This window comes from Novosphingobium pokkalii (assembly GCF_014652855.1).
Taxonomy (GTDB): domain Bacteria; phylum Pseudomonadota; class Alphaproteobacteria; order Sphingomonadales; family Sphingomonadaceae; genus Novosphingobium; species Novosphingobium pokkalii.
The window spans coordinates 143,101-169,316 of sequence record NZ_BMZP01000009.1 but is presented as its reverse complement, the minus strand read 5'-3'; the positions used below and the strand labels follow the sequence as shown (position 1 = coordinate 169,316).

The 26,216-nt window shown below is 69.9% G+C and carries 20 protein-coding genes; 14 read left to right on the top strand and 6 right to left on the bottom strand.

Annotation, left to right across the window (positions count from 1 at the left end):
* Positions 1 to 60 precede the first annotated feature (60 nt).
* On the top strand, positions 61 to 2,421 hold the full coding sequence (locus tag IE191_RS11750; protein WP_191324546.1) for a GH92 family glycosyl hydrolase: 2,361 nt from the start codon (positions 61 to 63) through the stop codon (positions 2,419 to 2,421).
* A 6-nt stretch (positions 2,422 to 2,427) separates the two neighbouring features.
* Here IE191_RS11750 and iolG read toward each other — a convergent pair whose 3' ends face one another.
* Positions 2,428 to 3,411, bottom strand: a complete 984-nt coding sequence (gene iolG, locus IE191_RS11745; protein WP_191324545.1) for an inositol 2-dehydrogenase — start codon at positions 3,409 to 3,411, stop codon at positions 2,428 to 2,430.
* Between the two features lie 133 nt (positions 3,412 to 3,544).
* Here iolG and IE191_RS11740 point away from each other — a divergent pair, with 133 nt between their 5' ends.
* The 4 genes from IE191_RS11740 to IE191_RS11725 are packed head-to-tail and all read left to right on the top strand — an operon-like array spanning position 3,545 to position 8,557.
* Positions 3,545 to 5,449 (top strand): bifunctional 5-dehydro-2-deoxygluconokinase/5-dehydro-2-deoxyphosphogluconate aldolase, encoded by a 1,905-nt coding sequence (locus tag IE191_RS11740; protein WP_191324544.1) that lies wholly within the window; start codon positions 3,545 to 3,547, stop codon positions 5,447 to 5,449.
* Positions 5,440 to 7,233 (top strand): 3D-(3,5/4)-trihydroxycyclohexane-1,2-dione acylhydrolase (decyclizing), encoded by a 1,794-nt coding sequence (gene iolD, locus IE191_RS11735; RefSeq protein WP_191324543.1) that lies wholly within the window; start codon positions 5,440 to 5,442, stop codon positions 7,231 to 7,233. Before IE191_RS11740 ends, iolD begins: the two co-directional genes overlap by 10 nt.
* Positions 7,230 to 8,105 carry a myo-inosose-2 dehydratase gene (gene iolE, locus IE191_RS11730; protein ID WP_191324542.1) on the top strand — a complete coding sequence of 292 codons (876 nt, stop codon included), beginning with the start codon at positions 7,230 to 7,232 and terminating at the stop codon, positions 8,103 to 8,105. The genes iolD and iolE overlap by 4 nt, the downstream gene beginning before the upstream one ends.
* Positions 8,106 to 8,161: 56 nt before the next feature.
* Entirely contained in the window at positions 8,162 to 8,557 is a 396-nt protein-coding gene (locus tag IE191_RS11725) for a hypothetical protein (RefSeq protein ID WP_191324541.1), read from the top strand.
* A 12-nt stretch (positions 8,558 to 8,569) separates the two neighbouring features.
* Here the strand turns inward: IE191_RS11725 and IE191_RS11720 are convergent, their stop codons facing one another.
* The gene (locus IE191_RS11720) at positions 8,570 to 8,896 is read right to left on the bottom strand and encodes a hypothetical protein (protein ID WP_191324540.1); all 327 of its coding nucleotides are present in this window, start codon (positions 8,894 to 8,896) and stop codon (positions 8,570 to 8,572) included.
* 4 nt (positions 8,897 to 8,900) lie between these two features.
* Positions 8,901 to 9,107, bottom strand: coding sequence for a hypervirulence associated TUDOR domain-containing protein (locus IE191_RS11715; protein ID WP_191324539.1), 207 nt, complete (start codon positions 9,105 to 9,107; stop codon positions 8,901 to 8,903).
* Between the two features lie 144 nt (positions 9,108 to 9,251).
* Here IE191_RS11715 and IE191_RS11710 point away from each other — a divergent pair, with 144 nt between their 5' ends.
* The gene (locus IE191_RS11710; protein ID WP_191324538.1) at positions 9,252 to 9,860 is read left to right on the top strand and encodes a DNA-3-methyladenine glycosylase I; all 609 of its coding nucleotides are present in this window, start codon (positions 9,252 to 9,254) and stop codon (positions 9,858 to 9,860) included.
* Here the strand turns inward: IE191_RS11710 and IE191_RS11705 are convergent.
* Entirely contained in the window at positions 9,857 to 11,113 is a 1,257-nt protein-coding gene (locus IE191_RS11705) for a histidine-type phosphatase (protein WP_191324537.1), read from the bottom strand. The genes IE191_RS11710 and IE191_RS11705 overlap by 4 nt on opposite strands.
* Positions 11,114 to 11,202: 89 nt before the next feature.
* Positions 11,203 to 14,010 carry a TonB-dependent receptor gene (locus IE191_RS11700; RefSeq protein ID WP_191324536.1) on the bottom strand — a complete coding sequence of 936 codons (2,808 nt, stop codon included), beginning with the start codon at positions 14,008 to 14,010 and terminating at the stop codon, positions 11,203 to 11,205.
* Positions 14,011 to 14,244: 234 nt separating this feature from the next.
* Here IE191_RS11700 and IE191_RS11695 point away from each other — a divergent pair, with 234 nt between their 5' ends.
* From IE191_RS11695 to IE191_RS11670, 6 genes are all read left to right on the top strand, one after another.
* Complete coding sequence (locus tag IE191_RS11695) at positions 14,245 to 14,805, top strand: RNA polymerase sigma factor (RefSeq protein WP_191324535.1); 561 nt, start codon at positions 14,245 to 14,247, stop codon at positions 14,803 to 14,805.
* Positions 14,802 to 15,761, top strand: coding sequence for a FecR family protein (locus IE191_RS11690; RefSeq protein ID WP_191324534.1), 960 nt, complete (start codon positions 14,802 to 14,804; stop codon positions 15,759 to 15,761). The genes IE191_RS11695 and IE191_RS11690 overlap by 4 nt, the downstream gene beginning before the upstream one ends.
* Complete coding sequence (locus IE191_RS11685) at positions 15,742 to 18,765, top strand: TonB-dependent receptor (protein WP_191324533.1); 3,024 nt, start codon at positions 15,742 to 15,744, stop codon at positions 18,763 to 18,765. The genes IE191_RS11690 and IE191_RS11685 overlap by 20 nt, the downstream gene beginning before the upstream one ends.
* Positions 18,766 to 18,913: 148 nt before the next feature.
* Positions 18,914 to 19,459, top strand: a complete 546-nt coding sequence (locus tag IE191_RS11680) for a hypothetical protein (protein ID WP_229815284.1) — start codon at positions 18,914 to 18,916, stop codon at positions 19,457 to 19,459.
* A gap of 134 nt (positions 19,460 to 19,593) precedes the next feature.
* Positions 19,594 to 21,441 carry an aspartyl protease family protein gene (locus IE191_RS11675; protein WP_191324531.1) on the top strand — a complete coding sequence of 616 codons (1,848 nt, stop codon included), beginning with the start codon at positions 19,594 to 19,596 and terminating at the stop codon, positions 21,439 to 21,441.
* Positions 21,442 to 21,683: 242 nt separating this feature from the next.
* Positions 21,684 to 23,333: a tannase/feruloyl esterase family alpha/beta hydrolase gene (locus IE191_RS11670; protein ID WP_229815282.1), complete on the top strand. Its 1,650-nt coding sequence runs from the start codon at positions 21,684 to 21,686 to the stop codon at positions 23,331 to 23,333.
* Here IE191_RS11670 and IE191_RS11665 read toward each other — a convergent pair whose 3' ends face one another.
* Complete coding sequence (locus IE191_RS11665) at positions 23,334 to 23,834, bottom strand: DUF3237 domain-containing protein (RefSeq protein WP_191324530.1); 501 nt, start codon at positions 23,832 to 23,834, stop codon at positions 23,334 to 23,336.
* A gap of 97 nt (positions 23,835 to 23,931) precedes the next feature.
* Between IE191_RS11665 and IE191_RS11660 the strand changes: the two genes are divergently transcribed.
* Together IE191_RS11660 and IE191_RS11655 are read left to right on the top strand one after the other, a co-directional pair.
* Complete coding sequence (locus IE191_RS11660; RefSeq protein ID WP_229815280.1) at positions 23,932 to 25,008, top strand: alpha/beta hydrolase; 1,077 nt, start codon at positions 23,932 to 23,934, stop codon at positions 25,006 to 25,008.
* Positions 25,009 to 25,086: 78 nt separating this feature from the next.
* Positions 25,087 to 26,076 (top strand): LacI family DNA-binding transcriptional regulator, encoded by a 990-nt coding sequence (locus IE191_RS11655; RefSeq protein ID WP_191324528.1) that lies wholly within the window; start codon positions 25,087 to 25,089, stop codon positions 26,074 to 26,076.
* The last annotated feature ends 140 nt before the right edge of the window (positions 26,077 to 26,216 follow it).

Here is a 26,216-nt window from a genome sequence, read left to right as displayed (position 1 = left end):
GCGGGACCGGGCAGAAAGGGGCTGCCCGGTCCCGCTTCGTTTGAAAGGCTGGAGAAAGCGATGAAGTCTTCGCGTCGAGGCATGCTCAAGGGTTCGGTCGGCGTGGCCGGGGTGATGGCCAGCAGATTGGCGCGGCCGGGGGCGGCGCTGGCGGCGGCGGCGGGCGGGGAAGACATGCTGGGCCTGGTCGATCCGATGATCGGCACGGGCGGGCATGGCCACGTCACCCCGGCCGCGACCACGCCGTTCGGCATGGTCCAGCTTGGCCCGGATACCGACAACGCGCGCTGGGATGCCTGCTCGGGCTATCACCACGACGATACGACGCTGCTCGGCTTTTCGCACAACCACCTGAGCGGCACCGGGGTGGGCGATCTGCTGGACGTGCTGGTGGTGCCGCGCACCGGGCCGGTGGTGCTTTCGCCCGGCACGCTGGCGCAGCCGCAAGGCAGCTATCGCCAGCGCTTCGACCATCAGGACGAAGTGGCCGAGCCGGGTTATTATGCCGTGCTGCTGCGCGAGAGCGGCATCGGCGTGGAACTGACCGCCACGGCGCGGGTGGGGCTGCACCGCTATCGCTTTCCCGGCGCCGGGCATCTGCTGATCGACTTTGCCCATGGTGCGCGCGACGAGCCCGATGCCGCGAGCCTGGCGGACGATCCTTCCGGCCCGACCAAGGTGACCGAAGGCAGCCTGAAGCTGGTGGCGCCCGACCTGATCGTGGGCAGCCGCCGCGTGCACCAGTGGGCCGACGGGCGGCAGATCCACTTTGCCCTGCGCCTGTCGCGCCCGGCCGCGCAGGTACAGTTCTTCTGTAACGATGCCGCGTTGCCGGCCGGAACCGCAGAGGTTGCCGGGGCCAACCTGAAAGCGGCGCTGATGCTGCCCGATGCCGGGGCAGCGCCGGTCATGGTGAAAGTGGGTCTTTCCGGCGTGGACGTGGCCGGGGCGCTGGCCGCGCTGGACGCCGAAGTGCCCGGCTGGGACTTTGCCATGGTGCGCGGCGCGGCGCGCGCGGCCTGGGCAGAGCGGCTCGGCGCGGTGCGGGTGCAGGGCGGCACGCGCGACCAGCGCGCGATCATGGCCACCGCGCTCTATCACACGGCGGCCGCACCCAATCTCTTTGCCGATCCGGACGGGCGCTATCGCGGCATGGACAGCGCGGTCCACACCCTGCCGGCGGGCGAAGCGAACTACAGCACCTATTCGCTGTGGGACACCTATCGCGCGCTGCATCCGCTGCTCAGCCTGATCGACGCGCCGCGCAATGCCGCCTTTGCCCGCAACCTGGCGCGGATGACGCTGGAAAGCCCGTTCGGGCCGCCGGTCTGGCCGTTGCAGGGGATCGAGACGCATTGCATGATCGCCTGGCATTCGGTGGCGGTGATGGCCGAGGCGGTGAACAAGGGCGCCACCGGGCTGGACCTGGCGCGGCTGTGGCCGGCGCTGCGCCACCTGGCGTTCGCGCGCAACGACAGCGGGCTCGAGCCCTATCGCCGGCTGGGCTATATCCCCGCCGACACAGTGCGCGAGGCGGCGAGCAAGACGCTGGAATATGCCTATGACGACTGGGCCATGGCCGCCCTTGCCGAAGCCGCCGGGGCGCAAGGCGATGCGCAGGCGCTGCGCGCGCGATCGCGCAACTGGCGCAACCTGTTCGACAAGGGCACCGGCTTCGTGCGGCCGCGCCTGGCCAACGGCGCCTGGGCCGAACCGTTCGATCCGCGCGCGCTGGGCCACGATACCAACCACTGGCGTGATTTCACCGAATGCAACGCCTGGCAGGCGACGTTCATGGCCCAGCACGATCCGCAAGGGCTGATCGACCTGATGGGCGGGGATGCCGCGTTCGAGGCCAAGCTCGACGGGCTGTTCACCGCCGACAGCACGCTGCCCGGCGATGCCCCGCCCGATGTTTCGGGGCTGGTGGGCCAATATGCCCATGGCAACGAACCGAGCCATCACGTGGCCTATCTCTATGCCTGGTCCGGCTCGCCGTGGAAGACCCAGGCGCGGGTGCGCAGCCTGATGGCGACGATGTATCGCGCCGCGCCCGATGGCCTGGCCGGCAACGAGGATTGCGGGCAGATGAGCGCGTGGTTCGTGCTCAGCGCGCTCGGGCTCTATCCGGTGGACCCGGTGAGCGGGGTGTGGGTGTTCGGATCGCCGCTGTTCACGCGGGCGGAACTGGCCGTGCCGGGCGGGCGCCTGGTGATCGAGGCGCCGGGCAACAGCGAGCAGGCGGTCTATGTTCGCGCGGTGCGCTGGAACGGCAAGCCCTGGCCGCGAAGCTGGATTTCCCATGCCGAGCTGGCGCGGGGCGGGCACCTGGTGTTCGAGATGGACACGCGGCCCAATCCCGCCTTCGGCCGCGCCCGCGATGCGCGCCCGCCGGTCAACGCGCTCGGCGCCGCCCGATAGGCGCGATCAGACCGATACGAAGGCGCCGGTTTGCGCCGATTCCTGCGCCGCCTGCGCCAGGCGCAGCGCGCGCAGGCCGTCGGCAGCGGTGACCAGCGGCGGGGCGCCTGCGATCACCTGGGCGAAATGGTCGATCTGCGCGGCGAAGGCGGCGGCATAGCGATCGAGGAAGAAATCGAGGAACGGCGCCTCGCTCGCGCCCTGCGCCCCCCAGTGCTCGACGCGATTTTGCGCCACATTGCCCACGCGCAGCGCGCCGCTGGCGCCGAATGCCTCGATCCGCTGGTCATAGCCATAGCCGCTGCGGCGGCTGGAACTGATCACTGCCAGGCGCCCGCTGGCGGTGCGCAGGATGGTCTTGGCGGTATCGACATCGCCGGCCGCGCCGATCGCGGGATCGACCAGGCAGGCGGTGGCGGCCAGCACCGCCACTGGTTCTTCCTCCAAGAGCCAGCGCGCCATGTCGAAATCGTGGATTACCATGTCGCGGAACAGACCGCCCGACGTGGCGACATAGGCGGGCGAGGGCGGGGCGGGATCGTGGCTGATGATATGCAGGGTTTCGAGCGCGCCGATGCGGCCGGCGGCAAGTGCGGCACGCAGCGCGGCGAAATCGGGATCGTGGCGGCGGTTGAAGCCCATCAGCACGCGCGCGCCCTGCGCCTCCAGCCCGGCCAGGGCCTGCTGCGCCACGGCAAGATCGAGTGCCAGCGGCTTTTCGCAGAGCACCGCCAGGCCGCGCGCGGCGGCGGCCAGTGTCTGTGGCGCATGGAGCGCGGTGGGGCTGGCGATCACCGCGCCGGCAAGGCCGGGCACCGCGAGCGCGGCGTCGGGCGCCATGGCCTGCGCCCCGTGGCGGCTGGCGAGAGCCTGCGCGGCGGCGGGATCGATATCGGCCACCACGGCCAGGCGCAGGCCGGGATGGCGGGCGATGTGCGCTGCATGAACCGCGCCGATCCGCCCGGCGCCGATTAGAACGATATCGTGCATGAACCCCTGCCGCTGCTGCTGCCGCGCTTATGGGCTGATTTCTGCGCCCTGCACAAGGGCGGCACTGGCCAGGCGGCGCGGTTGGCGGCATAGCGGAGCGCAGCACGCCAAACCCGGGGACAAGGCGCGATCCATGAAGCCACTCGATATCATCGCGATCGGCCGCGCCGGGGTCGATCTCTATGGCGAGCAGGTGGGCGGGCGGCTGGAGGATATGGCCAGCTTTGCCAAATACCTGGGCGGCAGCCCGACCAACACCGCCGTGGGCCTGGCGCGGCTGGGGCTGAACGCCGGGCTGATCACGCGGGTGGGTGGCGATCACATGGGTCGCTTCATCCGCGAGGAACTGGTGCGCGAAGGGGTGGACACGCGCGGTGTGCGCAGCGATCCGGCGCGGCTGACCGCGCTGGTGCTGCTGGGCATTCGCGAGAACGGCACCTACCCGCTGATCTTCTATCGCCAGGATTGCGCGGACATGGCGCTGTGCGAGGCGGACATCGATCCCGCGCTGATCGCGCAGGCCGGCGCGGTGCTGCTGTCGGGCACGCATTTTTCCACGGCGCAGACGGCAGCCGCCTGCCGCCGCGCCGCCACGCTGATGCGCGGGCAGGGCGGGCGCGTGGTGCTGGACGTGGATTACCGCCCGGTGTTGTGGGACCTGGCGCCGCGCGACGCCGGGGAGGATCGCTTCGTGGCCAGCCACAGCGTGACCGCGACGATGCAGCGCGCGCTCGATCTGGTCGATCTGGTGGTCGGCACCGAAGAGGAAATCCACCTGCTGGGCGGATCGACCAACACGCTCGACGCGCTGCGCTCGATCCGCACGCTGACCGACGCGCCGGTGGTGGTGAAGCGCGGCGCGAAAGGCTGCGTGGTGTTTGAAGGGGTGATCCCTGGCGAGTTGGACGAAGGGCTGGTGGCCCCGGCCTTTGCCGTGCCGGTGGCCAATGTGCTGGGTGCGGGCGACGGGTTCATGGCCGGGTTCCTGCGCGGCTGGCTGCGGGGGGAGCCGATGGCGCGCTCGGCCGCGTGGGGCAATGCCTGCGGCGCGATCGTGGTGGCGCGCCACGGCTGCGCCCCGGCCATGCCCACCTGGCCGGAGCTGGAGGCGTTCATGGCGGCAGGGGGCGCGCGCAGCCCCGCCAGCCTGGAGCAGATGCATTGGGCGACCACCCGCGCCCCGGCGGATGAAGCGCTGACCATCCTGGCGATCGACCATCGCGGCCTGTTCGAGACGCTGATCGACAGCGGCGGCGGCGACGAGGACCGCGTGGCCACGTTCAAGGACCTGGCCAGTCAGGCGATGGAGCGCACCGCCGCCGGGGATCGCGCCTGTGGCCTGCTGCTCGACGGGCGGTTTGGCGCGCGGGCGCTGGCCCAGTCGGCCGACGCGCCCTATTGGATCGGACGGCCGATCGAGATTTCGGGATCGCGCCCGTTGCGCTTCGAGGGCGGGGCGGACGTGGCGATCACGCTGCGATCCTGGCCCCGGCCCCATGCGGTGAAATGCAACTTGCGCTATCACCCCGACGATCCGGCGGACTTGCGCGCAGAGCAGGACGCGCAACTTCTGCGCCTGTTCGACGCGACGCGGGGCACGGGCCATGAACTGCTGCTGGAAATCATCGCCGCGCCCTATGGCCCGGTGGCGCACGATACCGTGGCGCGGGTCATGGCCCATGTCTATGCGCTGGGGATCTATCCCGACTGGTGGAAGCTGGAGGCGACCGACGATCCGGCCGCCTGGGCCGCGATCGAAGCGGTGATCGCCGACGCCGATCCCTGGTGCCGGGGCGTGGTGGTGCTGGGCGCGGAAAGCAGCCCGGCGCACCTGGCGCGCAGCTTTGCCGCTGCCGCGCCGCGCCGCATCGTCAAGGGCTTTGCCGTGGGGCGCGCGATCTGGCACGATGTGGCGCAGCAATGGTTTACCGGCATGATCGACGATGAAACCGCGCTGGTTCGCCTGACCGCGAACTTTGCGCAGATGGTCGCCACGTGGCGAGAGGCGCGCAGCCGCGCGCTGGCGCCATGCGGCTGACCGCGGCGCGGGCCCTGGTGCGCTGGCTGGCGGCGCAGGACGTCTTGGTGCCCGGCGCGGAGGGCGACGCGCGCGTGCCGTTCTTCGGCGGGGTATGGGCGATTTTCGGCCATGGCAACGTGGCCGCGCTGGGCCAGGCGCTGGCGGCTGCCGATCCGGCGCGCCTGCCCACCTATCGCGCCCACAGCGAGCAGGGCATGGCCCATGCTGCGATCGGCTATGCCCGCGCCCATGCCCGGCGGAGGGCGATGGCCTGCACCACCTCGATCGGGCCGGGGGCAACCAACATGGTGACGGCCGCCGCGCTGGCCCATGCCAACCGCCTGCCGGTGCTGTTCCTGCCCGGCGATGTCTTTGCCTCGCGCCGGCCCGATCCGGTGTTGCAGCAGATCGAGCACTTTGCCGATGCCACGGTTTCGGCCAACGACTGCTTCCGCCCGGTCTCCCGCCTGTTCGACCGCATCACGCGGCCCGAGCAATTGCTCGACGCGCTGCCGCGGGCGATGGCCGTGCTGACCGATCCGGCGGCCTGTGGCCCGGTGACGCTGGCGCTGTGCCAGGACGTGCAGGCCGAGGTGATTACTTGGCCGGAGGCGTTTTTTGCGCCGCGCCTGTGGTCGATCCGGCGCCCGGCGCCCGACGCGGACGAGCTGGCAGCGCTGGTTGACGCCCTGCGCCAGGCCGAGCGCCCGCTGGTGATCGCCGGGGGCGGGGTGTTCTATGCCGGGGCCGGGCCGGCGCTGGCCGCGCTGGCGGCTGCGAGCGGATTGCCGGTGGCCGAGACCCAGGCAGGCAAGGGCGCGCTGCCCGCCGATGCGCCCGGAGCGCTCGGCGCGATCGGCGTGACCGGTAGCGCAGCGGCCAACCAGGCGGCGCGCGTGGCCGACGTGATCGTGGGCCTGGGCACGCGCTTGCAGGATTTCACCACCGGATCGCGCCGGCTGTTTGCCGCCGATGCCCGGTTGTTCCAGGTGAACCTGGCGCTGCATGACGTGGCCAAGCATGGCGCGCAGCCGGTGCTGGGCGATGCCGGCGTGGTGGTGGCGGCCCTGGCGCAGGCGCTGCGCGGCTGGACGGTGCCGCCCGGCTGGGCCAAGGCGACCACCGGCTGGGCGCGGGACTGGCATGGTACGGTGCGCGCGGCGCTCGATTGCCCGGTGCCGAACGGCGACTTGCCCGATGACGTGGCGGTGATCGGTGCCGTGCAGCGCGCGCGGCCCCATGCCACGATCGTGGGGGCGGCGGGCGGCCTGCCCGGAGACCTGCACCGTTTCTGGCCCTGCCCGGCACCGGGGCACTATCACGTGGAATATGGCTATTCCTGCATGGGCTATGAGCTGGCGGGCGGCATGGGCGTGGCCCTTGCCCGGCCCGAGGCGGACGTGGTGGTGATGGTGGGCGATGGCAGCTATCTGATGCTCAATGCCGAACTGGCCAGCGCGGTGGCGCTGGGCGTGGGCTTTACCGTGGTGCTGGTCGACAATCGCGGCTTTGGCTGCATCCACCGCTTGCAGGGACGCACCGGCAATGCCTCGTTTGCGACCTTGCGCGGCGGCGGGATCGATTTTGTCGCTCATGCCCGCGCGCTGGGGGCAGAGGCGCACAAGATGGCCGATGTCGCCGCGCTGGAAGCGGCGCTGCGCGCGCCGCGTGCGCCCGACCGGCCGACGGTGCTGGTGATCGAAACCGATCCTGATGGCGGGCGCGATCTGGGCGGCGCTTGGTGGGACGTGCCCGTGCCGGAGGGCTCTGCCAATGACGGGGAAGGGATGGAGCAGCCATGACGGTGCGGTGGGGGGTGAGCCCGATCGGCTGGGTCAACGATGATCTGCCCAGCCTGGGCGCGGGAACGCCGCTGGCGACGATCCTGGACGATGCGGCGGCGATCGGCTTTGCCGGTATCGAGCGCGGCGGCGTGTTTCCGGCCGAGCCGGCGGCGCTGGCGCAGGTGTTGCAGGGCGCCGGGCTGGCCCTGGCGGGGGCCTGGCATGGCAGCGGGTTGCTGGCCCATGGCCTGGCGGGGGAACGCGCGGCGATCGAGGTGCAGGCGGCGCTGCTCGACGCCTGTGGCTGCGGGGTGTTCGTGCTGGCCGAGACCAGCGGCGCGGTCCATGGCCGGCGCGATGTGGCGCTGCGCGCCCGGCCGCGACTGGCGCCGGGGGAATGGCCCGCGTTCGGCGCGATGCTGACGGCGCTGGGTGACCGGCTGGCCGAACGGGGCCAGCGCCTGGCCTATCACTATCACCTGGGCACGGTGGTTGAGGATGCCGACGATCTGGCGCGGCTGATCGATGCGACGGGCGAGAGCGTGGGGCTGGTGATCGATACCGGCCATGCCCGGCTGGGCGGGATCGATCCGGTGGCGGTGATCCGCGACCATCCCGCGCGCGTGGCGCATGTTCATGCCAAGGACGTGCGGCCGGGCGTGGCGGCGGCCACGATCGGGCAGGGCGCCTCGTTCCTGGATGGCGTGCTGGCCGGCATGTTTACCGTGCCGGGCGATGGCGCGATCGATTTTGCGCCGGTCTGCGCGGCGCTGCGCGCGATCGGCTATGCCGGGTGGATCGTGATCGAGGCCGAGCAGGACCCGGCGCTGGCGCCGCCTGCCGCCTATGCCCGCGCCGGGCTGGCGCATCTAAAGGCACTGTGGGGATAAGTCGCACGACAGGGGCGGGGGTTGAAGAACCCTGCCATGCATGCGACATCGGCTTGATGGATCCGGATATTCGCGCGGTGATCGCCGCTGTCGCCTTTGCCTCCACCACCGGCAAGCCGGTTGCCGGCCTGTTCGACCACGACGCCGCGCGCGACCGCCGCGTGGCGGCCGAGCGGCGCGACGATCGCGTGAAAGGCTTCGACGGCGAACGCAATGTCGCTTTTGGCGGCACGCTGCCCGAAATCCATGACGAAGGCACCAAGGCCTACCTCTCGTTCACGATCGAAGGCGACCAGGTGCGCGGCTTCGATCGTGCCAGCGGCGGGCATTTCGAGGCGCGCGTGGGCGAGGGCGTGGTGCAGGTATTCGATCACGCACGAGGCACGTGGTTTGCCTATGACGTGCAGGATGCCGGCGCTGCCGCGAGCTATCTGCGCAGCGGCACGGCCTGACGGGTTGGCCGGTTAGCTCGCGAGTTTCGCGCGCTTGGCTTCGGCCCACTTGCGGCCGTCTTCGCCGCCCCACAGCAGCCAGGCGATGAACCCGGCGGAAGGGTCGCTGTTGCTGTCCCACTGATGGGCATTGGCCTGCTTGTCCACCGCGTGGCGGGCGAAATAGCTGGCCATGGCTTTCACGTCCTTTTCGCTTACCTCGCGCCGCTCTGCCAACTGGTGCGCGCGGCGCAGGCCGACGGCGGTGCCGCCGCGCCCGAATTTCTCACGCAGGCGCAGGCCGCGGCGGGCGTTGGCGGCCATCTTCTGGGTGGGGGTGAAGGTCTGTTGCTCGGCCATGGGATCAATCCTTGTGCAGCGCTTCGGGCTTGTGTGCGGCGCGGGCGCCGTCTTCGGTCTCGACCAGAATCTGCGGATCGTCTGGCGTTGCCGCGACCTTGTGGCCCTTGACGTGCATCGTGTGCGTCACCTTGCGCACGACCTTGCCGTGGGCCGTGCCGCCGCTTGCCTGCCACTTCACCTTGCTGCCCTTGCGCAGACCTTCGGCCATGATTGCATCCTTTCCCAGTGTCTGGGGATCAACCCGGCAGGCGCGGGGGCAGTTCCGGCGGGCAGGTGCCGTTTGCGGTGGATCGGGCCTGCCCCTTGGGGCATGACGCGGCAATCACCGGCGCAAGCAAAGGAAACCGTGCCCATGACCGCCACCAGCCCCGGCCCTGATGGACAGATGCGTTGCCACTGGTGCGCGGCAACCCCCGAATATCGTGCCTACCACGACAGCGAATGGGGCTTTCCCGTGGCCGACGATGTTCGGCTGTTCGAGAAGCTGGTGCTGGAAGGGTTTCAGTCTGGCCTGAGCTGGCGGACGATCCTGGCCAAGCGTGACAATTTCCGGGCTGCCTTTGCCGGTTTCGATTTCCACGCCGTGGCCGCGTTCGACGATGCCGACGCGGCACGCCTGATGCAGGACGCGGGCATCGTGCGCCATGCCGGCAAGATTGCCGCCACCATCAACAACGCGCGACGGGCGGTGGAGATGGTGGCACAGGAAGGCTCGCTGGCCGCCTACTTCTGGCGCTTCGAGGAACCGCCGCGCGCGGCGGGCAGCGCCACCGTGGTGGCGGTGACACCCACTTCCACCGCGCTGTCCCGCGACCTGAAGAAGCGGGGATGGGCGTTCGTTGGCCCGACCACCGCCTATGCCTTCATGCAGGCGATGGGCCTGGTCAACGATCATGCGCCGGACTGCGTGATCCATGCCCGCGTGGCGCAGGCGCGCGCGGCGTTCACCGTGCCGCGCTAGCGCGGTTCGTCCAGCACCTTGGTTTCCTGCGCGATCAGGGTGGCGAAGCCCTGCGGCGTGCAGGTGGGGCCGCAGCGGCCGGGCGCGAGCGGATGGTGTGGCGCGGCCGGGCCGGATTGCGGCAGGGGCGCGAGGCTGCGGGCCTGGTCCGGCGTCTGCGCGAGATAGGACAGGCGCAGGGTGGCGCGGCCGGTGCGGCGGTCGATCAGCCGCTCGAACAGCAGGCCGCCGCCGATCGGGGGATCGTTGCGACCATAGCCGGGCAACTGGAAGCCGGTGCCGAGCAGGGCGGTGACGGCGGCGATGGTGTTGTCATGCCCCACCAGCACCGAGACGGCGGGCGCCCTGGGCGCGGTGAGCGTGGTGGCGATCCGCCGCGCGATGAGGCCGCCGACGCGCGGCGCCATATAGGCCGAGCGGGCGAAGACATCGAACAGGCGGGCATGGAGCGGCGACATCGCGGCGATATCGGCGGCAGAGGCACGGCCCCAGCCCACCTGCGCCAGCGGCATGCCCTGGGTATATTGCAGCAGGAACACTTGCGCGGTGCCCGAGGCGAGATCGATCGGGCCGGAGAGCGTGAGGCCCTTGCCATCCGCCGACGGGGCGATGCGATTGGGCAGGGTTGAAATCGGGCAGGGGCGGCGGCAGCCGAGCACGCGCTCGATCGTGGCGACCGCCGGACCCATGCCGACCATCAGCGCGCGGCCCTGGTCCAGCTCGGCATTGATGCTGGCGGCAGCGGCGCGGGCATCGAACGGCACGGCCTGGGCGTCGAGCGCGTCGAACAGCGGATCGGCCTGGTCTTCGGGGCGATGCTCGACCGGCACGGCGCAACCGGGCGCGAGGCCCTGGGCCAGGGCCTGGCCGCTGGCGATGGTGCGCGACTTGCTGTTGGTCCAGATCGCAAGCTGGCCGGTTTGCGGGCAACCGCCGCCGGGCAGCAGGCCCTGGCCGACGAAGCGCGTGCGCATGTAGCCCGCGAGCCGCTCCAGCGCCTGGGCGCCGTGCGGGGTCAACTGGCTGGGCGGGGTGTTCCACCGGGGAAAGGGCTGGTCGGCCAGCGGCGCGGCGGCGGCTTCGCCATCGAGCGGGGCGCGAATGCCGTGGCGGATCAGCAGGACGACGCGATCGACGCGATAGCGGCTGGCAGAAGAGCGGGCAGAATCAGGACGGGCGGCGGCCCAGGCGGGGGTAAGCGCGACGGCCAGGCAGACGGCCAGGCTCAGTGTGATACGGGCGGGGCGGTGCATGGCGAGGGCGCTACCTTGAAAATGGGACAGAACCGCGAAAGCGGCCAAAAAAGGAGCGGCGGCACCAGGCCGCCGCTCCAGTCGAGGGATCAGAACGAATACTTGATGCTGGCCAGCCCGGTGGTGCCGGAATTGACGATGTCGGAAATGGCCAGCGAATGGCGCCCGATGTGCGCCCAATAGGTGTAGTTGTTGAACAAGTTGGCCACCGAGACATCGGCTTTCAGGCCATTGCCGAAGTCATAACCGGCGTGCAGGTCCACGCGCTTGACCGGGCGCACCCAGCGGTCGTCCCACTTGGTGGGCTGGCCGAGGTAGTTGTAGGACTCCAGGTAGGCGCCGGTATAGTTGTAGATCGCGTCGATCGAGAAGCCGCCGAGCGCGTAGAACACGCGAGCCTGGGCCATCACGTCGGGTGCGTTCTGGATGTTGCGGATCACGCCGTTGCCGATGTCCACGCTGGTCCACTGGCGGGTGAGGTTGGCACCCAGGCCAAAGCCGCGCAGCGCGCCGGGCAGCTCGACGAAGGTTTTCTGCACTTGCAGTTCCACGCCATAGATATTGCCGCTGCCGCCATTGAGCGGGCGGGTGACGAACGTCTGGTTCGTGCCGTCGCTGGTGGCGGTGTTGAGCAGGGTGGTGCCGCTGTCATAGAGGTAGTTGGTCAGGCGCTTGTAATAGCCGCCGAGCATGGCGTGGCCGGCCGGGGCGAAGTTCCATTCCACCGAGGCATCGGCGTTGATCGCGCGGATCGGCTTGAGGTTGGGATTGCCTTCCACCACCGTGACCTTGCCATCGTCGCCAGTGCGCGCGGTGGAACTGCCGCCGAGCTGGAAGAACGGCGGGCGGGTGTAGGAGAACCACACGTCGCCGCGCGCCACCAGCGTGGAATTGGGACGCCAGTTGACGAAGAGGCTGGGCAGCAGTTCGTTGTAGCTGGTGCGGTTGCTGGCAAAGGCGCCGGGCTGTTCCACCCCGCCCGAATAGGCCATGACCCAATAGGTGTTGCGGATCGACGTGTGTTCGAAACGCAGGCCCGGGATCACTTCCAGGTTGCCGGTCTTGAGCGTGGCGGTGGCATAGACCGCCGACACGGTTTCACGGCCCGACAGCGTGCCGCAATTGTAGTTGTTCACATAGAGCGAGCCGCAGGTGTCGAAGCTGTTGTAGCTCGATCCATCGGCTTCGTTGGCGAACTGGTACTTGCGGAACAGGGCGAACAGGGCATCCTTGTTGAAGCGCGGCAGCGACCATTCGTAAAGCCCGGGGTAGGTGTGGGCATATGTGCCGTTGGTCAGCCCGAGTTGCGCCCAGGTGGCGGTGTGGCCAAGATAGTTGGCGACATAGTCCGTCGTCCAGTCGCGGCTGGTGACGTCGCGCTTGCTGGTCTGGAGCTTGGCGCCGAAGGCAATGCTGCGCAGCACGCCATCGTCGCCGAAATCGCGGCTGACGTCGAGGCGGCCGCCCCACTTGCGCTGGCCGCTGAACTGTTCGGTCAACTGGCCGGCGCGGCGCGCGGGCAGCACGCTGGCGGAATTGTCGAAGGCGTTGAAGATCGCCTGGTTGTACAGCGCGACGGGGTAGTTGTCGCTATAGCCCACCGACTGACCGCCCAGCGGAATCTTGGAGCCGCTGGTGTACTTGTCGGACTGGTTGATGCGGGCCGAAGCCTCGATATGGTTGGGCCGGTTGTTGTGGCCTTCGCTGTAGAACACTTCGGGCGCGACTTTCCAGTCACCGAACTGCTTTTCGCCGCCAAAGGCCGCCGTGGCGAGGATCGCGGTTTCCGGGTTGGTCTCGAAATAGTTGCGCACCGAGACCGAAGGCACGGTCAGCACGTAGCGGTCGGTGCCGGGCGAGAGAATCCACGCCTTGGTGCCCCCGTTGAACTGGGCCAGGGTGGAATCCTGTTCCGTCAGCGCCTTGGCATAGGTGCCGCGCAGATAGACGCGGGTGGTATCGTCCGGGCGCCAGTCGAGCGAGGCGTTGCCGCCAAAGCGGCGCGAGGTGCCGCTGGAAACGCCGGCGTCGAAGCCGGTGAGCGCGGCGTTGCGTTCGGGATCGAGGCCGGGATAGGCCGCGCCCGAACTGTTCGAGGCGTTGAGATAGCCCCAACTGCCATCGTCATGCGCCGATTGCGCGCCGCGAATCTCGCTGTTGGTATAAGTGCGGCGGTCGTAATAGCCGCTGACGTAGAGGCCGATGGTGTGGCCGGGGCCAAAGCGCGACGAGACCTCTGCCGCCAGGCCGCCGCCCAGGCCGCTGTCGCCATAGGTGCGGGCGCGGGTTTCGAGGCGGCCCGAGGCGGTGACGCTGCCGTGCAGGCGATCGGAATAGTCGAACGCGGACGGCGTCCGGAAATCGACCGTACCGCCGATCGCATCGCCATCCATGTCGGCGCGCGAGGCCTTGTTGAGCACGATGGTGTTGAGCCCGGTGGGCGGCAGCAGGGTGAGCTGGACGCCACGGCTGTAGGGCTGGCCCTGCGCGACGTTGACGCCGTTGATCAGGTTGACGTTGTATTCGGAATTGAGGCCACGAATGGCCACGTACATGCCTTCCCCGCGCGAGGCGCCGTCGACGCCGCCGATGAACGAGGAGCCGGTGTTGACCACGTTGACGCCGGGCAGCAGGCCGAGCGCTTCGGCCACGTTGTGCACGGCGGTGTGGCGCAGGTCTTCCTCTGACAGCACCGAGATCGGGTGCGAGGACTGGAACTGGATGTCGGCGGCCTGCTTGCGCGTGCCGATCACCACGATGGCGCGCTCGGCATCGGCGGGCGCATCGCTGTCGGCGGCTTGTGGCGCGGCCTGCGGGGCCTGCTGCGCCAGGGCGGGTGCGATCATCGTGTGCAGCGCGCTGCCCAGCAGGGCGATACGCAGATAGGAACGTGGCATGTGTCTTCCCCCTTCGGAACACGACCGGCCACTGCGGGGCGGGTCTGCCGGGAAGGACGCAGCGACACTCCGCGATTCCCCGAAAAAATTTGATGGCGGGATTGTCATCCCGCTGTCACACCTGCCGCCTAGGGGCCGCGGCCATGCGCCTGCGGGGGATCGTCCCCGCCCGGATGGGCCGGTTCCGGACGGGATCGCTACCGGGGGGCAGCAATGGCAGGAACGGGGTCGACCATGCGGAGCATCGACGGGGATAGTCATGCGCCGCTGCCAGAGCCGGGCGGGGGCCTGGAGCTGGCGACCAGCGCAGAGGAGATGGCGGCGCTGCGCGGCTATCTCAAGCGGCGGATGCGCGACGGGCAGGATCTGGACGACATGGTCCAGGACGTTTATCTGCGCGTGCTTTCGACGCCGGAAACGGGGCCTGTGGCCAATGTGCGGGGATTTCTGCGCCGGGTTGCGTCAAACCTGTTGATCGACCGTTACCGCAGGAAGGCCGCCCGCTTGTCCGACAACCACACGACCTTGGACGAGCATATCGTCGACGATGGCGCGCTCGCGCCCGAGCGAATCGCGTCCGGGCGGCAGGAACTCGCCCTGCTGGGCGATGCGCTGGAGGCGATCGGGCCGGTGGCGCGCGATGCGTTCCTGCTGGTGCGGGTGGAAGGGTTCAGCCACAAGGAAGCGGCGCAGCGGCTGGGCATCACGCCCAAGGCGGTGTCGCACCATGTGGAGCGCACGCTGGCCCGCATGGCCGAGCGGCTGGCGATGCCCCAGGGGGGCAGTGCCCGATGAGCACGCCGAGCCCTCAGGAAAGCGCCCTTCTGGCGCAGGCCGCGCAGTGGCTGGAGCGTGCGCGCCATGGCAGCGAGGCGGATCGCGCCGCCTTTCGCGCCTGGTTGCAGGAGCGGCCCGAGCATGTCGCGGCGATGGACCTGGTCGAGCGGGCCTGGCGCGCCGCGCCCCGTGCGGCGCAGGCACGGGGCCTGAAGGCGCGCGCGCCGGCCGCCGTGGCGCAGGGCCATGTCCGTAGCCGCTGGCGGCTGGCGGGGCCGGCGCTTGGCCTAGCCTGTGCCGGGGCCTGTGCTGGCCTTGCCGCCGTGGCCGCCTGGACCATGAATGTGGACGAGCAGCGCCTGGCCGCGCCGGCCGATCGCATGGCCAGCTTTGCCCTGGCCGATGGTAGCCGGGTGTGGCTGACGCCGGGCAGCGCGGTAACCATGCGCGCCACGCTGCTCGATCGCGCAGTGCGCTTGCAGGGCGAAGGCACGTTCGATGTGCGGCACGAGCGGCGCCCCTTTGCGGTGACCGCCGGAGACGTGCGCGTGGTCGATCGCGGCACGTTGTTTTCGGTCGCCCGCCGCGACGGGCAGACCGCGGTGATCCTGGCGCGCGGCGCGATCGATATCGAGGACAGCCACAGCGGCGCGGTGATCGCTTCGCCGCATCCGGGCCAGCAGGTGGCGCTGGGCGGAGACACCGCGACGATTTCCGATGTCGACGCCACGGCCGCGCTCGCCTGGCGCGAGGGGCGCCTGGTGGTGCAGGACCAGCCCCTGTCGGCGGTGGCGGCACGGCTGGCGGAATTGAGCGGCACGCCGATCGCGCTGCGCGATCCGGCGATCGGCACGCTGCGCGTCTATGGCACTTATCGCATCGGCGATGCGGCGCAGTTCCTCGATGCCGTCGCCGCGCTCTATCCCGTGGCCTGGCGCCGCACCGAGCGGGGGTATGAGGTCTACCGCCGCTAGCGCCGCTGCGCTGGGCGCGCTTTGCGTGGCGCCCGCCCTGGCCCTGGCCCCGCTGCCGGCCTGCGCCCAGGAGCCGCCTGGTGCCGGCGGACCCATCGTCTTGCCGGCCATGCCGCTGGGCGAGGCCTTGCTGGCGCTGGCGCGGGAGGCCGGGCGCAACATCCTGTTTGCCGCCAGCGACGTTGCCGGGGCACGGGCGCCGGCCATCCGTGCGGCCGACTTCGACAGCGCGCTGCGCCGGCTGGCGCGCAGCAACGGCTTGGTGGCCACACGCCTGGCGGGCGGCGCGGTGCGTCTGCAACGCCCCGCCGCGCCGGTTCGAGCAAGGCCGCCGCGCCGCCTGACGGCATTCGCGCCGTTGCCACCCCGGCCGATCGAGGACCGCACCGCGATCGTGGTGGAAGCGGCGCTGGCAGCGCGCGCGTGGGGCGCCGGGGATGTGGCGTTGCGCCCGCAGGACGGGCTGGCCAGCGCGCAGATCCGCCGCCTGCCCGATCGCACGATTGCCGAGGCGCTGGGCCGCCTGCCGGGCATCGTCACCCTGGCCACCTCGCTGGAAGGGGCGATGGGGCGTGTGGACCATGCCGGGCGCGCCACGGGTGATTTCGTGGCGATGCGCGGGCTGCCTGGCACTTACGTTGAAACCCGCATCGACGGCATCGAGATTCCGCAAAGCCTGCCTTACAGCCGGGGTACGCAACTGGGGCTGATGGCCCTGGCGCCGGACATGGCGCTGAAAGTCCATCGCGTGCTCGATGCGCGGCTGGCGGGGGAGGCAATCGCTGGCACGCTGGATATCGATCACCTCGGGCCGTTTGCCGCCAAGGCGCAGGGGCTGCGGCTGGGGCTGACGGCCGGGGCGGATGACCAGGCCTGGCGCTTTGGCCAGAACGCGGGGACTTGGGGCGCCAAAGCCGGGTTCGGCTGGCAGAGCGGCGATGGCCGGCTGGCGCTGGTGGCCAGCGCGGCGCTGAGCCGGCGGCATTTCGCCAGCGTGGAGCAGACCTACCAGTCCGGCAACCTCGCCTATGCGCTGACCGATGCCCAGGGCAACAGCGCGCCCGGGCTGGACCCGGCGGCGAACCTGCTGCTTGCCTCGGTCAATGCGCAAGTGACGCGCGGCGCGGCGCACGAGGAAACCGCGTTTGTGGCGCTGGGCTGGCGCCCCGATCCGCGCCTGACGGTGACGGCCAGCGCGATGTGGGCGAGCCGGGCGATTGCGCAGGATGTCTATCAGGTAAGCGTGCAGGGCGGGCGCGCCGCCGGCTTCTTTGCCCAGACGACGCGGCCGGACGGGCTGGTGGAGACCCGGAGCGTGCGGGCCGACGCACATTACTGGTTCGAGACCAACCCGGAGCGGGACCGGCTGGGCATGGCGCAGCTCGCCGCAGCGTGGGACGCCGGGCGGGTGCAGGCGCAAGGCCTGGTGTTTGGCGCGCTGGGCCGCACCGACCGGCCGGACCATATCGAGATTTCCTTCTGGGATCCGCAGACGACGCGGCTGTCCGGTGGGGTGCAGGTGGCCAGCGTGCGCGGTTTTCCCGTGCTGCAACTCAATGCCGCCGACGCGGCGCTGGTCGCCAATCCGCTGGCCTTTCCGGTGCACAACCAGGGGGAGCGGGAAAGCGAGACCAGCCAGGACCGCCGGCTGGGCGGGGACTGGCGGGTGCGGCTGGAAGATGCGGCCGGCTGGCATGGCGAGATCGGGGGCCTGGCGGTGCGATCGTGGCGCACGCGCGCGACGGCGCACTTTCTCTATGCCGATACCCTGCCGGAGGGCACCACGCTGGGCGGCAGCGGACTGGTCGACGGGCAGATCGGGCCGGTGCTGCGCGGGGTCTATGACTATGCCATCCCGACCATTTCCGACGCGGCGCTGCTGGCTGCGATCGGCCGGGCCACGGTGCAGCCGCGCACGAGCGACGATCGCAATGCCAATGCCTATGCCCTGCGGGAAGACCGCCTGGCGGCCTATGCCGTGGTGGGCGGCCCGCTGGCCGAGGGGCTGGACCTGGCGCTGGGGCTGCGCGGCGAATGGTCGCATCTTGGCGGGCGCTATTGGCTTTCGGGCAACGACGGCGTGCCCGCCGATGGCGTCGCCTATGGCTGGAACCAGCTATCGGCGCGCTTTGCCGCGCTGCTGCCGAGCGTGACCCTGCACTGGCGCGCGGCGCCGGCCTGGACGCTGGACGCGGCGCTGTGGACCAGCCAGACGCGGCCTTCGCCGTTTCAGTTGACCGGCGGTGGCAGTTCGGCGCGCGACAGCCAGGGGGTGATGGAAATCCAGTTGGCCAACCCGGACTTGCGCGCGGTCCGTGGCACCAATCTGGACCTGGGCGTGGCGTGGCAGGGGCCGGGCGGCCTTCACCTGGCATTGAGCGGCTTTGCCAAGCGGCTGGCACGCTATCTCAATGACACCGGCAACGATCTCAACAACCCGGACGCGGTCATGCAATATCGCGCGGTACGCCTGATCCGGCCGGAGAATGGCGGCACGGCCACGATCCTGGGGCTGGAAGCGAGCGCCGCCGTGCCACTGGGCGGCGTGGCGCGGGTGCTGCGCCATGTTGCGCTGGCCGGTGACCTGACCATGCTGCACAGCGCGGTGCGGCTGAACAATCCGGCGCTCGATCGGGTGGAGCGCACGCAATATGCGCCGGCCAGCAATCTGTTGCTGCGGCTGCATTACGATGACGGGCGCATTTCGGCCGACGCGGCCTGCCGCCTGACTGGCGCCTATATCCAGGAATATGGGATCGAAGTGCCGACCTTTGCCGGCACCACGCCGCTTTCGGGCAGCGCGCTCGACACCTGGGTGCGCCCCTCGCGCCAGATCGACCTGGCCGTGGCGCGTCAGTGGGGCACGCACACACTGCGTCTCGCGCTGCGCAACGCGCTCAACGATACGGCCTATCGCGCCACGATCGGCCGCACCAGCGATGCCGTGCCGCAGACCATCCTGGGCGGGCGGCAGGTGCTGCTGACGTGGACGGCGGGCTTCTGACGAAGCCACTCGGCTGGGCTTATTTTCCCATCAAGAAAAAGATTATCGACGTGATATCGGGAACCACATCGGGTGATGGCTGGTTGCAAGACCAGGCCGGGTCTGCCCGGCCAAGATCTAACGTTTTGGCAAGATGGGAGTTCGACACGTGAAGGTTTTCCATTTCCTGGTGGCGGCAGCGGCCGTGGCCAGCGTTCCGGCCCTGGCCCAGGCGCAAACTGCTGCGCCGGCTGCACCGACAGCCAATGCTGGGGCGAGCGTGGCCGTGGGCGGCACGATCTTTGATCCGCAGGGCGGCGAAGTGGGCAAGATCGTGAGCATGACCGGCGATGCCGTGGTGGTCGATACCGGCGCCAACAAGGCGACCCTGCCCAAGAGCGCGATCGGCAGCGGGCCGAAGGGGCCGATCATCGCCATGACCAAGGCGCAGATCGACGAGCAGGTGGCCGCCGCCAACCAGAAGGCCGCCGCTGCCGTGGAAGCCGCGATGGTCACCGGCGCGCCGGTGAAAGGCAAGGCCGGCGGCTCGATCGGCACGATCAAGGAAGTGAAAGGCGACCAGGTCATCGTGGCGCGCGCCGCCGGGCCGGTGGCCTTGCCCAAGACTGCGTTCGGCCTGGGCGCCGATGGCCTGTTCATCTCGATGACCGCGGCCGAACTCGACGCCGCGACGAAGGCTGCCGCGTCTTCGTGACGCGCTTGCCCGGCCTGCCTGCGGTGGGCCGGGCGCCTGACCCGAAAAAGGATTGAGCTGCCGCTATTTGCCTCTGGTGGCGCGCCCGGATTCGTGATCAAACGGCGTGTCGCTTTGACCCGAGGCCCGCCATCATGAATCGGTCTTTCCGCGCCACCCTGTCGCTTGTGGTGGCCGCGTTGCCGCTCGCCTTGCCCACTGCCCATGCCGAAAGCGCGGGCAAGTGCCAGTTTGGCCTGATCGCGAAGCTTCCGGTGGTAATGGAGCGCAGCCGGGCCAGTGTGCCGGTGACCGTCAACGGCTCGGCCACGCGCGTGTGGCTCGACAGCGGGGCGTTCTTCAACTTCATGCCCAAGGCGCGCGCGGTGGAACTGGGCCTGAGCACCCAGCCCCTGCCGCAGGGCTTCCATTTGACCGGCATTGGCGGCACGGTGACGCCCGAACTGGCGCAAGTGCGCGATTTCGGCATTGTTGGCGTGACCATGCACAACGTGCAGTTCCTGGTCGGCGGAACGGACGCGGGGAACGGCTTCCTCGGCTCCAACCTGCTGGGCACGGGTACCACCGAATTCGACCTGGCCAAAGGCGTGGTCAACCTGTTCCAGGAGCGCGGCTGCGGCGGCGTGAGCCTGGCCTATTGGGGCAAGGGCATGTCGGTGGGCGAGGCGCGCGTGTTCAACCCGGTCAATGAATATGACCACCACATCATCGTGGAAGTCCTGGTCAACGGGCAATCGTTGCACGCGCTGCTCGATACCGGGGCACCCACCTCGACGCTGGGCCGCCGCGCAGCCGAACGCGCCGGGATCGACCTGGGCGCGCCGGACGTGGTCGCGTCGGTCCGTATCGGCGGGATCGGCGCCAAGCGGCGGCAAAGCTGGATCGCGCGCACCCGGACGATTTCGATCGGTGGGGAAAACATCACCAACAGCCCGATCCGGGTGATCGACGACAGCGACGATGTCCGCTCTGCCGACATGGTGCTGGGCGTGGACTTCCTGCTGTCGCACCACGTGATCGTCTCGCGCGCGCAGAAGACCATGTTCCTGACCTATAACGGCGGACCGATCTTTTCGGCGACGACCGATCACGAGATCGGCAAGCTGGACACGCGCGCCGAGGGCATGGGCGCGAGCGAACAGAGCGCTGAGCCCAGGACCGCCGACGAATTCGCCGGGCGCGCCTCTGGCCGCATGGATCGCAACGACGTAGCCGGCGCCATTGCCGATTTTGGCGAGGCGATCCGCCTTGCGCCCACCCGCGCCGACCTGTTGCAGCATCGCGCCGAAGCCTGGCTGCGCAGCGGCAAGGTGGCACTCGCCCGCCAGGATCTGGACGCGGCGCTGGCCATCCAGCCCGACGATCACCGCCTGCTCACCCGGCGCGCGCAGCTCCGCCTGGCCACGGGCGACCGCGCGGGGGCGCGGGCCGACACCGATGCTGCCGCCGCGCACCTGCCGCGCGGCTCGCTCGACGTCATGCCGGTGGTCTCGCTCTATGAGCGGCTGGGCCTGGCCGATCGCGGATTGCCGCTGATCGATGCGGTGGTGGCCCTGCACCGCGAGGATTCGGCCTATCCCAACCTGCTCAATGCGCGCAGTTGGAACCGGGCGCTGGCCAATGCCGATCTCGACCGCGCGCTCAAGGACAGCGACCTGGCGATCCGCAAGGCCGGCCCGCTGCCCGGCCTGCTCGACACCCGCGCGCTGGTGCAATACCGGCGCCAGGCCTATGCCGCCGCGATTGCCGACGAGACCGCTGCGCTGGCCACCCGCCCGCGCCTGGCAGCCGCGCTGTTCGTGCGTGGCCTGGCCCGCACGGCCAGCGGCGACAAGGCCGGCGGCCATGCCGATCTCGCCGCTGCGCGCGCGATCCAGCCCCGCATCGACGCCCGCTACGAGCCCTATGGCCTGGTCGCGCCGAACCCCGGCCCTGATGGTGCGCCGGGCGCGGCGCCCGACCTGGATGGCGGCGAGGGCTGATTCTGTGCGGGCAAAACGGTTGCGCGAAAGGTCGCGCATCCATTTGCGCCCATATAAATATCTTTAAAATGCAATATGATGAATGGAAATGAGGCTGGGCATTGCCAGTTGCAATCGTTTGCCCAAGTGTTATGTATCATTACCATATCGCGGCGCGATAACGAGGAGAGGTGATGATGCGCGTGCCCCAGCGTTATGCGGCTGGCTTGTTGGCCGGCCTGTCGGTATTTGCCCTCGCGCCCATGGCGCACGCCGCGGCGGATGAGACCGGTTGCACTGGTCTGGCCAAGGCCGGTCAGGTGGCCTGGCCCGAGGCAGGCACGCGGATCGTTTCGGCCACCTGGCGTGCGGCCGGCACCACGGTGCCGCTGCTGGCGCAGCCCGATGCGCCGCCGGTGCAGGTGGCGCTGCCGGCGCACTGCGAAGTGCAGGGCATCCTGCACGAGCGCAAGGGGATCGACGGGCAGGACTATGCCATCCGTTTCCGCGTGCGGCTGCCGGCAGCGTGGAATGGCCGCTTCCTGATGCAGGGGGGTGGCGGCACCAATGGCACGGTAGGCGATGCCATCGGCATGACCGCGATGGACCAGCCTTCGGCGCTGAGCCAGGGCTATGCGGTGATGGCGCAGGATTCGGGCCACGACAACGCCACCAATGCCGATCCGGCGCGCGGCGGCCTGGTCGCCTTTGCCCGCGATCCCCAAGCCCGCGCCGATTATGGTGGCGCTTCGCTGCGGCCGGTGACGCTGGCCGCAAAGGCGGTTATTGGTGCCTATTACGGGCAGGCGCCCCGGTTCAGCTATTTCATGGGCTGTTCCAAGGGCGGGCAGGAAGGCATGGTGCTGGCCCAGCGCGAGCCAGACCTCTATAACGGCATCGTTGCGGCAGCGCCCGGCTTTGCCCTGCCGCGTGCCGCGCTGGCCGAGGCATGGAACACCCAGGCTTTCGGCGGCGTGCTGGCGGCGCAAGGCAAGGCGCCGACGGTGGCCAACCTGGCCACGGCGTTTTCGGTGGAAGACGGGGCGCGGGTGCGCCAGGCGATCCTGGCGGCCTGCGACGGGCTGGATGGCGCGCAGGATGGCATCGTGGCCGATGGCGCGCGGTGCACCAGCGCGCTGGTGGTGCCCCGGTTGCGCGCAGCGGGCCTGAGCGCAGCGCAAGTCGTGGCGCTGGAGCGGGTTCACGATGGCGTGCGCGATGCGGCGGGCCACCAGATCTATCCCGGTTTTGGCTGGGATGCCGGCTGGTTCGATCCGGGCTGGCGCATTTGGATGACCGGCAGCGCCGATGGCCGCGTGCCCGCGCTCAACGTGGTGCTGGGCGGTCCTTCGCGCCTGGTGCTGTTCGCCACGCCGCCGGGGGATGCGCCGCCGGCGCCCGATGCGATGCTGGCCGCGCAGAAGGCCTTCGTGCCCGCGCAGGGTGCCGCCGCGATCATGGCGACCGCGCCGGGCTGGCCGCGCTCGGCCTGGCAGGACGTGGGCGCGCATGAGCCCGATCTCGATCGCTTCCGGGCGCGCGGCGGGCGGCTGATCGTGCCGCATGGCGCGTCTGACCCGGTGTTTTCGCTCAATGACACGCTGGCCTGGTGGCGCGCGCTCGATCGCCATAGCGGCGGCCAGGCGGCCGGCTTTGCCCGGGTGTTCCCGGTGCCGGGCATGGCGCATTGTGCCGGCGGCCCCGCCACCGACCGCTATGACGCGCTGCGCGCGCTGGCAGACTGGGTGGAGAAGGGCCGCGCGCCCGATGCTCTGGCGGCGAAGGCGGGGCCGGCCACGCCCTGGCCGGGACGGGAGCGGCCGCTGTGCCGCTATCCCCTGGTGGCCCGCACCAAGGGCGGCGTGACGGCCTGCGCCCTGCCACCCAAAGTGCCAGTGAAGGCGGCGCGCTGATCAGCGCACTTTGTACACATCAATGTCCACGGCCGGGTGTGCCGGATCGCTGCCGCCGGTGATCGTGGCGACATAGGCGCCGCTGTTGAGCCAGGCATTGCGGCCCAGCGGCGCCTCGAACATCGGCATGCCGACCATCTGCGGTTGCTTGCCCGTTGCATCGGGGCAGGCCTTGGCGTGGTTGACCACGTTGATCACGCTGCCGTCGTCGGCCTTGAGCATGTAGTCTGCGTGCAGTTCGATGCAGCCGCCCGCGCCGTGGAGCTGCCAGTCCCAGCCGCCGGGCAACACCGCGCCGTGCAGCATCGGCCCATCCACCGTGCCGCCGGTGATCCGCACCAGGCTGCGCCCGCCGCGCGGGGTCTGCCCCACGTCAAGGGATTCGCCCAGCAGCACGTGGGCGCGAAAGGCGGGTTCGAGCACGGGCGGTGTGGCCGCGTGGCTGGTGGCGTGAAGGGCAAGCATGGCGACAGGAAGCGCGGCAAGGCGGAGCGGGAGCATGACAGTCCTTTCAGGCGGTGACGACAACTGAGTAAACGATTGCGCAGTTGGGGCCGCTGTGCAAGATGCCCCGGATAGATCCGGCAAGGAGAGGATGATGATCGACAGGCGTGGGGTTTTGCGCCAGGCGGGCCTGGTTGCCGCCACTGGTCTGGCTGGCGGGCTTGCGGGCGGGCTGGGCATGGGCCGCGCCTTGGCGGCGCCGGTCGATCCGCTGGCGGGCGTGGACCCGCAGTTGCGCGCCGGGGCGCAGATCGTGCTGGCGATGGGGGCCAAGCTCTCTCCGCTCACCACGGCGCGCCTGCCGATCCTGCGCGAGGGTGGGGCAGCGATGGCCGGGCCGCTGCGCGCCGATGTGCCGGTGGAAGAGCGCAAGGTGCCGGTGGGGCCGGGCATTCCTGACGTGACGGTCTATGTGATCAACGCCGGCAAGCGGCCCGGCGGCGGCCCGCGTCCGGCGATCCTGCATACCCATGGCGGCGGCTTCGTGGCGGGCACGGCCAAGGCCGAGCGTGGCTATCTCCAGGATTTTGCCCATGCGCTCGACTGCGTGATCGTGACCGTGGAATATACCCTGGCGCCCGAGGCGCGCTTTACCCGTTCGCTGGACGAGACTTATGCCAGCCTGCGCTGGCTGCATGATCAGGCCGAGGCGCTGGGTGTCGATCGCGCGCGGCTGGCGGTGATGGGCGAAAGCGCGGGCGGCGGCCATGCAGCGCTCCTGGCGATCCGGGCGCGCGATCGCGGCGAGGTGCCGCTGGTCTTGCAGGCGCTGACCTATCCGATGCTTGATGATCGCACCGGCAGCACGGTGACGCCGCCACCCGGCGTTGGCCATCTGGGCTGGGACACGCAGGCCAATCGCTTTGGCTGGGCGAGTTTCCTGGGTGCCGAACCGGGATCGCGTCAGGTTCCGGCCGCTGGCGTGCCAGCGCGGTGCGCGCGGCTGGGCGGCCTGGCGCCCGCGTTCATCGCGGTGGGCGGGATCGACCTGTTCGTGGACGAGGACATCACTTATGCACGGCGGCTGACCGATGCCGGGGTGCCGACCGAATTGCTGGTGGTGCCCGGCGCCTATCACGGGTTCGATCGCGTGGTGCCCGATGCGGCGCCGTCGCGGCACTTGATCGAAAGCCGGCTTGCCGCGCTGCGCCGGGCCTTTGCGCAAGGGTAATCCCCTGGTGCGCCCTTGCTTGGGCCTGGCGCTGGCGCCATGGTGCCGATCGCCAGGCGACACCATGAAACGGACGACATGAATCTCAAGCAGTTTGCCGAATTGGCCGGGGTTTCCACCGCCACGGCGTCGCGCGCGCTGAGCGGCACCGGGCGGGTGAGCGAAGAGACCACCACTCGCATCGCTGCCTTGGCCGAGAAGCTGGGCTATCAGCCCAATGCCATTGCCCGCAACTTGCGCACCCAGCGCACCATGACCGTGGGCGTGCTGGTGCCGATGGGGCACGATGCGCTGCAACACCTGTCGGACCCGTTCTTCAACACCATGATCGGCTTTCTTGCCGATGCCCTGGTCGAGCATGGCTATGACCTGCTGCTGTCGCGGGTCTTGCCCGACGACGAGCGCTGGCTTGATCGCTATATCGGCACGGGCCGGGTCGACGGGCTGCTGGTGATCGGGCAATCCGATCAATACCACGTGATCGAAAGCGTTGCCCGCCGCTATCGCCCGATGGTGGTGTGGGGCGGGCAAATGCCCGGGCAGCGCCATTGCGCGGTGGGATCGGACAACTTTCGCGGCGGCGTGATGGCGGCCGAGCACCTGATCGCGCGGGGCTGCCGGCTGCTGGCCTATGCCGGTCCGCGGCAGGGCGTGGAATTCGGCGAGCGCCTGGCCGGCGTGCGCGCCGCGCTGGCGGCGGCCGGCCTGCCCGATCCGATCGAACTGCCTTCGCATTTCGAACCCGACGCGGCCTATCGCGACCTCGCCGCCCATCTGGGCAACCTGGCGACGATGCCCGACGGGATCGTGGCCGGCGCGGACGTGACCGCTGCCAGCATGCTCAAGGCCCTGGCCGAAATGGGCTGCGACGTGCCGGGCACGATGCGGGTGATCGGCTATGACGGCCTGCCGATTGCCGGGCACCTGGTGCCGGCGCTGACCACGATCGACCAGCAACTGCGCGAAGGGGCGCGCATCATGGTCGACCTGCTGATGCGCCGCATTGCCGGCGAAGAGGCTGCCTCGGTGCGGATCGAGCCGCGCCTGTTGCTGCGCCAATCGACCTGATCGCCTTTCCTGCCGATTGACAGCGCCGTCGGTCAGGCGGGGCGATGCAATCGATCGTATTTTCATGCGCAATCGATTGCGCAATGACGTGCAATGGCGTAGGCGTAAGGCCGAATCGCCGGCGGTGAACCGCCGCAGCA

Coding starts and splice junctions, on each gene's coding strand:
- IE191_RS11750 (WP_191324546.1), top strand. CDS start 61: ATGAAGTCTTCGCGTCGAGGCATGCTCAAGGGTTCGGTCGGCGTGGCC.
- iolG (WP_191324545.1), bottom strand. CDS start 3,411: ATGCACGATATCGTTCTAATCGGCGCCGGGCGGATCGGCGCGGTTCAT.
- IE191_RS11740 (WP_191324544.1), top strand. CDS start 3,545: ATGAAGCCACTCGATATCATCGCGATCGGCCGCGCCGGGGTCGATCTC.
- iolD (WP_191324543.1), top strand. CDS start 5,440: ATGCGGCTGACCGCGGCGCGGGCCCTGGTGCGCTGGCTGGCGGCGCAG.
- iolE (WP_191324542.1), top strand. CDS start 7,230: ATGACGGTGCGGTGGGGGGTGAGCCCGATCGGCTGGGTCAACGATGAT.
- IE191_RS11725 (WP_191324541.1), top strand. CDS start 8,162: ATGGATCCGGATATTCGCGCGGTGATCGCCGCTGTCGCCTTTGCCTCC.
- IE191_RS11720 (WP_191324540.1), bottom strand. CDS start 8,896: ATGGCCGAGCAACAGACCTTCACCCCCACCCAGAAGATGGCCGCCAAC.
- IE191_RS11715 (WP_191324539.1), bottom strand. CDS start 9,107: ATGGCCGAAGGTCTGCGCAAGGGCAGCAAGGTGAAGTGGCAGGCAAGC.
- IE191_RS11710 (WP_191324538.1), top strand. CDS start 9,252: ATGACCGCCACCAGCCCCGGCCCTGATGGACAGATGCGTTGCCACTGG.
- IE191_RS11705 (WP_191324537.1), bottom strand. CDS start 11,113: ATGCACCGCCCCGCCCGTATCACACTGAGCCTGGCCGTCTGCCTGGCC.
- IE191_RS11700 (WP_191324536.1), bottom strand. CDS start 14,010: ATGCCACGTTCCTATCTGCGTATCGCCCTGCTGGGCAGCGCGCTGCAC.
- IE191_RS11695 (WP_191324535.1), top strand. CDS start 14,245: ATGCGGAGCATCGACGGGGATAGTCATGCGCCGCTGCCAGAGCCGGGC.
- IE191_RS11690 (WP_191324534.1), top strand. CDS start 14,802: ATGAGCACGCCGAGCCCTCAGGAAAGCGCCCTTCTGGCGCAGGCCGCG.
- IE191_RS11685 (WP_191324533.1), top strand. CDS start 15,742: ATGAGGTCTACCGCCGCTAGCGCCGCTGCGCTGGGCGCGCTTTGCGTG.
- IE191_RS11675 (WP_191324531.1), top strand. CDS start 19,594: ATGAATCGGTCTTTCCGCGCCACCCTGTCGCTTGTGGTGGCCGCGTTG.
- IE191_RS11670 (WP_229815282.1), top strand. CDS start 21,684: ATGGCGCACGCCGCGGCGGATGAGACCGGTTGCACTGGTCTGGCCAAG.
- IE191_RS11665 (WP_191324530.1), bottom strand. CDS start 23,834: ATGCTCCCGCTCCGCCTTGCCGCGCTTCCTGTCGCCATGCTTGCCCTT.
- IE191_RS11660 (WP_229815280.1), top strand. CDS start 23,932: ATGATCGACAGGCGTGGGGTTTTGCGCCAGGCGGGCCTGGTTGCCGCC.
- IE191_RS11655 (WP_191324528.1), top strand. CDS start 25,087: ATGAATCTCAAGCAGTTTGCCGAATTGGCCGGGGTTTCCACCGCCACG.